Raw genomic sequence first — 9679 nt, 5'->3', positions numbered from 1 at the left:
GCCACGCGCAACGCGTGGCCGCGCGGGCGGCGGATTACATCGGCGGGGTGAAACCGTCCTTGCCGATGGCAATGGCGGCGGCGTTCTTGCCGTCCGGGGTGGGGAACAGCACGATCTTCGCCCCGGGCACCAGTTGGCTGCGTTCGCCCGGTTCGACGTAGGCGATCGGCACGTCTTCGGGCACCACCAGCTGCTTCTCGCCGCCCTTGTACTGCACGGTGAGGGTGCGGCCGTTGGCCTTCTTCAGCGCGCCGACGGTGCCGTTGGTCATAGTGCCGGTGCTGCCGTCGGCGTTCTCCCAGCCGTAGTGGCCTTCGCCGGAGCCCTTGAGGCTGGCCTCGAATACCGTGACCTCCAACGCCTTCAGCGTGCCGTCGGGCTGCGGCGTGGCGGCCGAGCCGACGAAGCTGTCGGCGGCGATGTCGTCCAGCTTGGCCTTGGACACGGCGCGCAGGGCGGTCTTCTCGGTAAGCGCGATGCTTTGCTTCTGGCCGCTGCGGCTGGTGAAGTTCAGGGTGTCGGCTTGCACGCTGTCGATGGTGCCGCGCATCGGCTTGACCACTTTCATCTCGGCGGCCTGGGCGAATACGGCGGCACCGAAGAGCAGGCCGAAGGCGGAACCGAGCAGGAGTTTCTTGTGCATGGGATGTCCTCATGGCGTCGGATTGACACCGCCATCCTCGGTCGCGGCAGGGGTCACGAAGATGACCCGCGGATGACAAAAATGTAACCAACGCGGCAGACCCGCCCGGCTAGAATCGGCCCACGGGACAGCGCGTCGAACCCCAGGGCGGCGCTGTCGTCCGATTGATTCCGATACCCGGTTTTCACCGAGGAGGCCAGCATGCTGATCCGAATTCCACCGCGTTCGCGCTGCGATTCCTCGGAGATCACTCCGGAGTCGGTCTACCTGTCGCGGCGCCGTTTCATGGGCGCCGGTGCCGCGCTGCTCGGCAGTGCCGCGCTGCCGGCCTGGGCGCAGGCGCCGGCCTCCGGCTACGAGGGCGTCGAGCCCGGCAACCCGCCGGGCTGGTTCGCGCAGAAGCTCGAAGACGCGCGCTGGAAGGCGATGGAGGTGGCGGGCGAGAGCATCACGCCATTCCAGGATGCCAGCCACTACAACAACTTCTACGAGTTCGGCCCGGACAAGGGCGACCCCGCCGCCAATGCCGGCGGCCTGCCGACCGAGCCCTGGACGGTGAAGCTCGACGGCGCGGTCGGCAAGCCGGGGCAGTACAGCCTGGAAGACCTGGTCCAGCCGCACACGCTGGAGGAGCGCATCTACCGCATGCGCTGCGTCGAGGCCTGGTCGATGGTGATCCCCTGGCTCGGCTTCCCGCTGGCCGATCTGCTCAAGCGCGCCGAGCCGACCGGCAAGGCGAAGTACGTGTCCTTCGAGACGCTTAGTGACCCGGAACACATGCCCGGGCAGAAATCGCGCTTCGGCCTGATCGACTGGCCGTACCGCGAGGGCCTGCGCATGGACGAGGCGATGAACCCGCTGACGATCCTCGCGGTGGGCATGTACGGCCGTGTGCTGCCGAACCAGAACGGCGCGCCGCTGCGCCTGGTGGTGCCGTGGAAGTACGGCTTCAAGGGCATCAAGTCGATCGTGCGCATCAGTCTCGTCGAGGAGCAGCCCTACACCACCTGGCAGAACCTGGCGCCCAACGAGTACGGCTTCTATGCCAACGTCAATCCGCAGGTCGACCACCCGCGCTGGACCCAGGCCCGCGAGCGCCGGCTGCCCAGCGGCCTGTTCAGCCCCAACGTGCGCGACACGCTGATGTTCAACGGCTACGGCGACGAGGTCGCGAGCCTTTACCAGGGCATGGACCTGGCGAAGTACTACTGATGATCCGCCATCCTCTGTTGCGTGGCGGGGTGTTCCTCGCCGCGCTGATCCCGCCGCTGGTCTGGTTCTATCAGGCGCTGAGCAATGCCCTCGGCCCGGACCCGGGCAAGGTGCTGCTCGACCGTCTCGGCCAGGGCGCGCTGATCCTGCTGCTGCTGACGCTCTGCCTGTCGCCGTTGCAATGGGCCACGCGCTGGTCCGGCTGGGCGCATATCCGCCGCCAGCTCGGCCTCTGGACCTTCGCCTACGCCTGCCTGCACCTGGTCGCCTACCTGCTGTTCGTCCTCGGCCTGGACTTCACCCAGCTCGCCGTTGAATTGCGCAAGCGGCCATACATCATCGTCGGTGCGCTGGCCTGGAGCGGCCTGCTGGTGCTGGCGCTGACCTCCAACCGGGCGAGCATGCGGCGCCTCGGCGCGCGCTGGAAGAAACTCCATCGGCTGGTCTACGCGGTGCTCGGTCTGGCGCTGTTGCACATGCTCTGGATCGTCCGCTCGGACATCGGCCTGTGGCTGGTCTACTTCACCTGCGGTGCGCTGCTGCTGGCGCTGCGCCTGCCGCCGGCGAGCCGCCTGCTGAAGAAACTGCGCGGCACCCGCCCGGCCCCGGCACAGGTGTCGCGCTGATGCGCATCCTGCTGGTGGAAGACGACACCCGTACCGGCGAGTACCTGAAGAAGGGCCTCGGCGAATCCGGCTACCAGGTGGACTGGGTGCAGCACGGTGCCGACGGCCTGCACCTGGCGCTGGAGCAGCGCTACGACCTGATCGTCCTCGACGTGATGCTGCCCGGCATCGACGGCTGGCAGATCATCGAGGTGCTGCGCAAGAAGCAGGACGTGCCGGTACTCTTCCTCACCGCGCGCGACCAGTTGCAGGACCGCATCCGCGGCCTGGAGCTGGGCGCCGACGACTACCTGGTCAAGCCGTTCTCCTTCACCGAGCTGCTGCTGCGCATCCGCACCGTGCTGCGCCGCGGCGTGGTGCGCGAGGCCGACCACTTCCACCTCGCCGATCTGGAGCTGGACCTGCTGCGCCGCCGGGTTACCCGCCAGGGCCAGCCGATCACCCTGACCAACAAGGAGTTCGCCCTGCTGCACCTGCTGCTGCGCCGCGAGGGCGAGGTGCTGTCGCGCGCGCAGATCGCCTCCGAGGTCTGGGACATGAATTTCGACAGCGACACCAACGTCGTCGACGTCGCCATCAAGCGCCTGCGCGCCAAGGTCGACCACCCCTACGAGAACAAACTGATCCACACCGTGCGCGGCATCGGCTACCTGTGCGAGGTGCGCCCGTGCGACGCCAGCCCTCGCTGACCCTGCGCGCCAGCCTGGCCTTCGCCGTGGTGGCGATGCTCACCGTCGGCGGTGCCGGCATGTACCTCTACCACTCGCTGCAGGCGACCCTGCTGCAGCGCAGCGACTACGGGGTGCTCGCCCGTCTCGATCATTTCCGCAAGCTGTTGCACTACGACCTCAGCCTCGAACAGTTGCAGGCCAGCCCGCAGCTGGTGGAGAACATGCTCGGCGCGGAAGACGACATCTTCCTCATCGGCGTGGCCGGCCAGCCGCCGCTGATCAACGTGAATCCGCGGGGCGCCGCGCTGCCGGCGTTGCAGGCAGTGGCCGATGGCGAACCGCTGGGCCTCGCCGACCTGCGCAGCGGCGTGGCTCCCGGCGATGTTCCGCTGCGCGCCGCCGAGGCGCGGGTGCAACTGGACGGACGCGACGTGCGGATCACCGCCGCGCACCTGCTGGTCAAGGAAATGGCCATGCTGGAAACCTTCCGCTGGCGCATCGGCGCGGCGGTGGTGCTGGCCTTCCTGCTCACCGCGGCGCTCGGCTTCCTGCTGCTGCGCCGCGGCCTGCGCCCGCTGCGGCGGATCGCCGAGCAGGCCGCGGCCATCACCCCGGCACGCCTGCACAGCCGCCTGCAACTGGCCGACACGCCGGTGGAGCTGAGCCAGCTGAGCCAGGCCTTCAACGCCATGCTCGAACGCCTGGACGACGGTTATCGACGCCTGACCCAGTTCTCCGCCGATCTCGCCCATGAGATCCGCACGCCGGTCGGCTCCTTGATGGGCACCGCCCAGGTCACCCTGCAGCAGCCGCGCAGCGTCGACGAATATCAGGGCGTGCTGGCCTCCAGCCTCGACGAGCTGGAGCGCATCGCGAGGATGGTCGAAAGCATACTGTTCCTCGCTCGCGCCGACGACGCCCAGGCGGTTCTCGACCTACGCGAGCTGGAGCTGGAAGAGGAAATCCAGCGCATCGTCGCCTACTTCGAGGGCCTCGCCGACGAGCGCCAGCTGCAGGTTCGCCACGAAGGCGGCGGCCGCCTGCGCGCCGATCCGATGCTGCTGCGCCGCGCCCTGAGCAACCTGGTGGCCAACGCGATCCGCTATGCCGACGCCGGCAGCGAAATCCTCATCCGCGTGCGGGAAGAGCAGGGCGCCTGCCTGATCCAGGTGGAGAACGGCTGTTCGCCGCTGCATCCCGGCCAACTGGAGCGGCTGTTCGACCGCTTCTACCGCGCCGACCTGGCGCGCCAGGGCGGTGAATCCAACGGCCTCGGCCTGGCCATAGTCGCGGCGATCATGCGCCTGCACGGCGGTTCGGTGAGCGTCAGCCAGGACGGCGCGCGGCGCATCCGCTTCGAGCTGCGCTTCAACGTCGCCTGACCGGCGCGCCGCCCGTCACCGTCGGTCTCAGGCGTCCAGCTCGTCGTCGCGCAGCAGCACGCAGCGCAACCCCTCGTCGGTTTCCTCGGATTCCAGCAGGTAATACATCTGCACCTTTCCGGCCGGCGACATCACCGCGGCGTAGTCGCCAGCCTCAGCGATGAAGAACGTCTTCGACGCCGGCTTGGCTTCGCACTCGATCAGCGCCTCGAAGAATGCCTGCGGGTCGGCGTCGTCGTAGAACTCCGCACGCTCGGTTTCGCTCCAGTCGGCCGGCGGCTCGAAGGCACCGAGCAAAAGGATGCGCGCATCGCCGAGGTCTTCTTCCTCGGCATCGAGGTCGTTCTGATCCGGGCGATAGACCGTGCAGTCCAGCGCCTGCGGGCTGGTGAGGATCGCGTTGCGCGCGTCCAGGCGCTTCTGCGGATCGAGGCCGGCGGCCTCGCACATCTGCACCCAGAGGGCGTCCGGGGTTGCTGCCTGTTTGCCGTTGCTCATCTGCGCTCCGTGGTCCGGTGGAAGGGCGCTCGCGGTCGCTCGCCCAGGTCGGGCTAGTGTCCGGGAGCGCGGCATGCCTGGCAAATGCCACGCCGGATGGCCTGTCGTCGGCGTTGCACGACAGCAACGAAACCTGTGGCGCATCGGGACGTTCTACTCATAAACCCCCGGAGGCTCGCCATGATCACCTATCACATCACCCCGACCCCCATGGGCTGGCAAATGGCCACGGAAGGCTCCGACGACGCAGTGCTGCGCACCCTGACAAAGGAAGAAATGCTCGCCGAGCTGCCGGCCTACCTGGACGGCAAGACCGCTTCGGTGAAGATCTTCACCCGCGACGACACCCTCGAGGAGGCGCGTGAGTACCCCGAATACGCCCACTCGAATCCCGTGCTGAGTTGACGAGCATGGATCGCTATTCGGTAAGACGCGCGGCCAATGGCTGGGAACTGGTCCGCGACGGCGAGGAACGCGCCTGCCGGTTCTCCGGCAGCAAGGTGGAGATCCTGCGCATCGTCGGCCGCTTCCTCGAAGGCCAGACCGCCTCGGTGGCCATCTACAACGCGGACGGCTCCTACGCCGGCGAGCGGGTCTACCCGATGGTCGCCGAGCGCCGGAAGAGCGCATCCGTACAGAAGGCGCGCGGATCATGAGCCTCATCGCGGGTTCGCCATGACTCACCCGCGAATCGGCTTCGCCTGCCAGTTCCGACATCCCGTCCGCGAGCTTTCGGCCGCCGAGCTGAAGGTGATCGAAGCGGGCTTCAACCCGCGCACCACGACCTTGCGCTGGATGGACGGAGTTTCGCCGCAGGTGGCCCGCGACAAGCTGCTGGACATCGTCGCCCATAACCTCCAGGCGCAGCTGCGCCTGCTGGAATATGTGGCCGGGCTACCCGCGACCCTGCACATGTTGCGCCTGAGCAGCGATCTGCTGCCGTTCTACAGCCATCCGCGCGGCCAGGCGTTCTACCGGGACCCCGCCGTCGTGCGCATTCTGGAGGAAGGCTTCGCCGCCATCGGCGCGCTGGCGCGGCAGGCGGACATTCGTCTGTCCTTCCATCCCGGTCAGTACTGCGTACTGGGTTCGGACAAACCGACCGTAGTGGAAAACAGCCTCGCCGAATTCGAGTACCACGCCGACATGATCCGCATGATGGGCTACGGCGTTCGCTTCCAGGACTTCAAATGCAACGTGCACATCGCCGGCCGCCTCGGCGGGGAGGGCATCCGTGCGGTCTGGCCGCGGCTGTCGACCGAGGCGCGCCACTGCATCACCTTCGAGAACGAGGAGAAGACCTACGGCGTCGATGACTGCCTGCAACTGGCCGACCTCGCCCCCGTCGTGCTGGACATCCATCACTGCTGGATCAACGAAGGCGACTACATCGCCCCGGACGACCCACGCATCGCGCGCATCCTCGACAGCTGGCGCGGCGTGCGCCCGACCATGCACTGCTCGCAGCCGACGGAGCGCCTGCAGGAAGTGGGCTTCGACGCCAACCGCAAGCTGGAAATGGACACGCTGCTGGAGGTCATGCCCCGGCGCGACCTCTACGGCCATAGCCTGCAGATGTGGAACCGCTGGACCAACGCCTACGCGCTCGGCTTCCTGCCGCGCTTCGACATCATGATCGAGGCCAAGGACAAGAACCTCGCCGCCCTGGGTTTCTACGAGGAATACCTCGCGTCCCTCGGGCAGGCGGCCGCGCCGGGCGAGGTGCGGATGCTCAGTTAGGCACGCCCGCTTCCGATCGCCGCCTCGGTAGTACCCAACGCCCCGCCCCGAAAACCCAGGCAACAAAAAAAGGCCTGCGATTGCTCGCAGGCCTTTCATCTGTATGGTGCCGGCACCAGGAGTCGAACCCGGGACCTACTGATTACAAGTCAGTTGCTCTACCAGCTGAGCTATACCGGCATGAAGGGGCGCCATTATAGCGGCAGGCGCACCGCTGTAAACCTACTCGGCCTGCCTTTTTTCCGCCAGGATCAACAGGTTGCGCGGGGTCAGCGAAGGCGGGCAGAAACTGCCCAGGCGGGTTCGGTAGCCGTTCTCCTCGAGAAACAACGCGCGATCCAGCGCCAGCCAGCACTCCAGCGGGCGGCGGAACAGGGCGCGAAGCAGCTCCAGGTTGCGTACCTGGGCCAGGCATTCCCACGCAGAGCGTTCGAGGCGCTGCCAGTCGGGCTCGTAATCGAGATGCAGGCCCTTGAGCTCGCAGAGTTCGCGGCAGTAGTCGGCGAGCGGCTTGTTCAGCCAGGAAGGCGGCAGCGAGGGCGTCGGCAGGTATTCGTCCTGCTGGCGGATCTCGCGCTGCAGCAGGTCGAAGGCCAGTCGCCTGGCCATGGACTCGTCGCGCTGCCGGCGCACGCGGGCGCCGGCGGTAACGGTTTCCTGCATGGGTATGCGCAGGTCGTCCAGCGACAGGCGCAACGTCGAGCCGGCCGCGGCGGCGCTGAGCGGCTGGTAATGCTCATCGGCGATCCGGTTGTAGCAGCAGGGCGCGAGGGCGATATGGCCGCAGCCGGCACTGCTGGCCAGATGCAGCAGGCGGATGTGCAGGTCGCCGCAGGCGTGCAGGGCGACCGGTGCCTGGTCCGCCCGCAGATGCGCGAGCACGTCGGCGGCCATCACGTCCTGACAATGATGGCTGACCGGCAACTGCAGGCGCGCGCTGAGGCGCTCGCCTGCCTCCACCAGTTGCGCGTCCCATTCCAGGCTGCACACCGGCTGGCCCTGGCTGGCCAGCAGGCGGCTGAGGTGACCTTTGCCGGCGCACCAGTCGAGCCAGCTCCGTGGCGCGCTGTCGAGGCCCAGGCGGCTGGCGAAGGCGTGGATCTGCTGCCATTTGCGGCCCGGCACGTCGACGTCGAGCCGGGATCGCGGGGTCAGCTGCGCAGCGGGAAACTCGCTCAGTTCGCTGAGCGCCGTCGAGCGTTCCGCCAGTGCCGGGAAAGGCGCGGGTGCCGGCAAGTGGTGTGGCTGGTTGTGCGCGGCTTCGGCGTCATCGAGGCTGCGCTGGCGCAACCAGGCGGAAAGCGCCGGATGCTGGTCTTCCCAGGGCAGCCGGCGTTCGGTGAAGGGTTTGGGGCGCCAGAGTGCCTGGTGCTCGACGAGGAAGGCATCGAGCGCCTGGAAGCGCTCGAGCAATGCGGCGCCGTCGAGCACGGCTGCGGGCCTGAATGCCATGGGTGCAGGGCTCAGCGGCCCTGGCAGGCGTCCACGCGCAGCCAGCGTTCGAGCAGCTTGAAGGCGTTGATCAGCACGAAGGTGATAACCAGGTAGTAGATCCCGGCGGTGAAGAAGCCTTCCACCGGCAGGTAGGTGCGGGCGTTCATGGTCCGCGCCACGCCGGTCAGTTCCAGCAGTGTGATGGTGCTGGCCAGCGCGCTGGCCTTGAGCATCAGGATCACTTCGTTGCTGTAGGCCGGCAGGCCGATGCGTACCGCGCGCGGCAGGATGATGTGCAGCATCGACTGCGCGCGCGACATGCCGAGTGCGCGGGCGGCTTCGATCTCCCCCGGCGGTACGGACTGAATCGCCCCCCGCAGGATTTCCGCGATGTAGGCGGCGGTGTGCATGGTCATGGTCAGCACCGCGCACCAGTAGGGATCGCGCAGGTACGGCCAGAGCGGGCTCTGGCGAACGGCCTCGAACTGCGCGGCGCCGTAGTAGACGAGGAACAGCTGGACCAGCAGCGGCGTGCCGCGGAAGAAGAAGATGTAGCTGAACGGAATCGCGCGCACGTACCAGTGCCGCGACGCGCGGGCGATGCCGATCGGCAAGGCAAGGATCAACCCGGCGATGACCGAGAAGGCGACTAGTTCGAGTGTCAGGATCGCGCCGTCGGTCAGGCGCGGCAGCCATTTGATGATGACTTCCCAGTTCATGCCGCGCTCCTGATGAAGCCGCGCGAGGCGCGTTTTTCGAGGAAGTACATGCCGATCATGGCGAGGATGGTCAGGCCCAGGTAGATGAAGGCCGCGACCATGTAGAACAGGAAGGGCTCCTTGCTGGACGTCACCGCGATCTGCGAGCGGCGCATGATTTCTTCCAGGCCGATCACCGAGACCAGCGCAGTGTCCTTCATCAGGATCATGAACAGGTTGCCCAGACCGGGCAGCGCGATGCGCCACATCTGCGGCAGGATCAGCCGCCAGAAGATGCGCGCCTTGCTCATGCCCAGGGCCAGGCCGGCTTCGCGGTGGCCCTTGGGAATGGCCAGGATGGCGCCGCGGAATACCTCGGTGGCGTACGAGCCGAAGCAGATGCCCAAGGCGATGGTGCCCGCGGCGAAGGCGCTCAGCTCGAGGTTGGGCCGGCCGAGCATTTCGCCTATGGCGTGCATCAGGCCGACGGTGCCGAAATAGATGAGGAAGACCCAGAGCAGTTCGGGAACGCCGCGAACCAGGGTCGAGTAGCTGCCGCCAAGCCATCGCAACGGCTTGTACGGGGAAGTCTTGGCGAGTGCGCCGAGCAGGCCGAGCACCAGTCCGAGGGACAGGGCGGACAGGGCCAGCTTGATGGTCATCAGCGCTCCAGCAGCCAGTGCCGGGCCGAATCCGTAAAGGTCGAAAGTCATCGCAAGGAACTATGCAAGGGAGCGTGGCAGAGGAGCGGCGCGGTGGAAACCGCCCCGTCCGG

The 9679-nt window shown here is 67.3% G+C and carries 12 protein-coding genes and 1 tRNA gene; 7 read left to right on the top strand and 6 right to left on the bottom strand.

Translation table 11 applies throughout. From position 1 onward, the window contains the following. Positions 1–34: 34 nt before the first annotated feature. A complete protein-coding gene (locus tag QMX85_RS22715; protein ID WP_282344724.1) occupies positions 35–643 on the bottom strand; it encodes a hypothetical protein in 609 nt (202 codons plus the stop codon). A 201-nt stretch (positions 644–844) separates the two neighbouring features. On the opposite strand from QMX85_RS22715, the gene msrP reads away from it, so the two are divergent. Genes msrP through QMX85_RS22695 form a run of 4 tightly spaced genes read left to right on the top strand, consistent with a single transcriptional unit; the run spans position 845 to position 4534 of the window. Further along, complete coding sequence (msrP, locus tag QMX85_RS22710; protein ID WP_282344723.1) at positions 845–1855, top strand: protein-methionine-sulfoxide reductase catalytic subunit MsrP; 1011 nt, start codon at positions 845–847, stop codon at positions 1853–1855. Positions 1856–1857: 2 nt separating this feature from the next. Then, positions 1858–2481: a protein-methionine-sulfoxide reductase heme-binding subunit MsrQ gene (msrQ, locus tag QMX85_RS22705; protein ID WP_282344726.1), complete on the top strand. Its 624-nt coding sequence runs from the start codon at positions 1858–1860 to the stop codon at positions 2479–2481. Further along, positions 2481–3170: a heavy metal response regulator transcription factor gene (locus QMX85_RS22700; RefSeq protein ID WP_282344721.1), complete on the top strand. Its 690-nt coding sequence runs from the start codon at positions 2481–2483 to the stop codon at positions 3168–3170. Before msrQ ends, QMX85_RS22700 begins: the two co-directional genes overlap by 1 nt. Further along, the gene (locus QMX85_RS22695; RefSeq protein ID WP_282344719.1) at positions 3149–4534 is read left to right on the top strand and encodes a heavy metal sensor histidine kinase; all 1386 of its coding nucleotides are present in this window, start codon (positions 3149–3151) and stop codon (positions 4532–4534) included. Before QMX85_RS22700 ends, QMX85_RS22695 begins: the two co-directional genes overlap by 22 nt. A gap of 27 nt (positions 4535–4561) precedes the next feature. Here QMX85_RS22695 and QMX85_RS22690 read toward each other — a convergent pair whose 3' ends face one another. Next, positions 4562–4984, bottom strand: coding sequence for a hypothetical protein (locus QMX85_RS22690; RefSeq protein ID WP_282344725.1), 423 nt, complete (start codon positions 4982–4984; stop codon positions 4562–4564). Between the two features lie 228 nt (positions 4985–5212). On the opposite strand from QMX85_RS22690, the gene QMX85_RS22685 reads away from it, so the two are divergent. From QMX85_RS22685 to QMX85_RS22675, 3 genes are read left to right on the top strand one after another with little or no spacing between them, the layout of a single operon-like run. Continuing rightward, positions 5213–5437, top strand: a complete 225-nt coding sequence (locus tag QMX85_RS22685; RefSeq protein ID WP_282344717.1) for a DUF2188 domain-containing protein — start codon at positions 5213–5215, stop codon at positions 5435–5437. Between the two features lie 5 nt (positions 5438–5442). Then, positions 5443–5688: a DUF2188 domain-containing protein gene (locus QMX85_RS22680; protein ID WP_282344715.1), complete on the top strand. Its 246-nt coding sequence runs from the start codon at positions 5443–5445 to the stop codon at positions 5686–5688. A gap of 19 nt (positions 5689–5707) precedes the next feature. Next, positions 5708–6772: a UV damage endonuclease UvsE gene (locus tag QMX85_RS22675; RefSeq protein WP_282344714.1), complete on the top strand. Its 1065-nt coding sequence runs from the start codon at positions 5708–5710 to the stop codon at positions 6770–6772. 104 nt (positions 6773–6876) lie between these two features. On the opposite strand, the gene QMX85_RS22670 is transcribed toward QMX85_RS22675, so the two are convergent. The 4 genes from QMX85_RS22670 to QMX85_RS22655 all read right to left on the bottom strand — a co-directional run bounded on the left by QMX85_RS22670 (position 6877) and on the right by QMX85_RS22655 (position 9617). Continuing rightward, a tRNA-Thr gene (locus QMX85_RS22670) sits at positions 6877–6952 on the bottom strand. Between the two features lie 42 nt (positions 6953–6994). Next, positions 6995–8224 carry a methyltransferase gene (locus QMX85_RS22665; protein ID WP_282344712.1) on the bottom strand — a complete coding sequence of 410 codons (1230 nt, stop codon included), beginning with the start codon at positions 8222–8224 and terminating at the stop codon, positions 6995–6997. Between the two features lie 11 nt (positions 8225–8235). Then, positions 8236–8925, bottom strand: coding sequence for an ABC transporter permease (locus QMX85_RS22660; RefSeq protein ID WP_282344710.1), 690 nt, complete (start codon positions 8923–8925; stop codon positions 8236–8238). Then, positions 8922–9617 (bottom strand): ABC transporter permease, encoded by a 696-nt coding sequence (locus QMX85_RS22655; RefSeq protein ID WP_282344708.1) that lies wholly within the window; start codon positions 9615–9617, stop codon positions 8922–8924. The genes QMX85_RS22660 and QMX85_RS22655 overlap by 4 nt, the downstream gene beginning before the upstream one ends. Between the last annotated feature and the right edge of the window lie 62 nt (positions 9618–9679).

The organism is Pseudomonas sp. PS02288, assembly GCF_029959715.1.
Lineage (GTDB): Bacteria > Pseudomonadota > Gammaproteobacteria > Pseudomonadales > Pseudomonadaceae > Pseudomonas_O > Pseudomonas_O kuykendallii.
The sequence above is the reverse complement of the archived record's forward strand: the minus strand, read 5'-3'. Positions and strand labels throughout refer to the sequence as shown.

What these genes read in the sequence shown, in the direction of transcription:
- QMX85_RS22675 (WP_282344714.1), top strand. Translation starts at nt 5,708, where the DNA reads ATGACTCACCCGCGAATCGGCTTCGCCTGCCAGTTCCGACATCCCGTC.
- QMX85_RS22715 (WP_282344724.1), bottom strand. Translation starts at nt 643, where the DNA reads ATGCACAAGAAACTCCTGCTCGGTTCCGCCTTCGGCCTGCTCTTCGGT.
- QMX85_RS22700 (WP_282344721.1), top strand. Translation starts at nt 2,481, where the DNA reads ATGCGCATCCTGCTGGTGGAAGACGACACCCGTACCGGCGAGTACCTG.
- QMX85_RS22665 (WP_282344712.1), bottom strand. Translation starts at nt 8,224, where the DNA reads ATGGCATTCAGGCCCGCAGCCGTGCTCGACGGCGCCGCATTGCTCGAG.
- msrP (WP_282344723.1), top strand. Translation starts at nt 845, where the DNA reads ATGCTGATCCGAATTCCACCGCGTTCGCGCTGCGATTCCTCGGAGATC.
- QMX85_RS22690 (WP_282344725.1), bottom strand. Translation starts at nt 4,984, where the DNA reads ATGTGCGAGGCCGCCGGCCTCGATCCGCAGAAGCGCCTGGACGCGCGC.
- QMX85_RS22685 (WP_282344717.1), top strand. Translation starts at nt 5,213, where the DNA reads ATGATCACCTATCACATCACCCCGACCCCCATGGGCTGGCAAATGGCC.
- QMX85_RS22680 (WP_282344715.1), top strand. Translation starts at nt 5,443, where the DNA reads ATGGATCGCTATTCGGTAAGACGCGCGGCCAATGGCTGGGAACTGGTC.
- QMX85_RS22655 (WP_282344708.1), bottom strand. Translation starts at nt 9,617, where the DNA reads ATGACTTTCGACCTTTACGGATTCGGCCCGGCACTGGCTGCTGGAGCG.
- QMX85_RS22660 (WP_282344710.1), bottom strand. Translation starts at nt 8,925, where the DNA reads ATGAACTGGGAAGTCATCATCAAATGGCTGCCGCGCCTGACCGACGGC.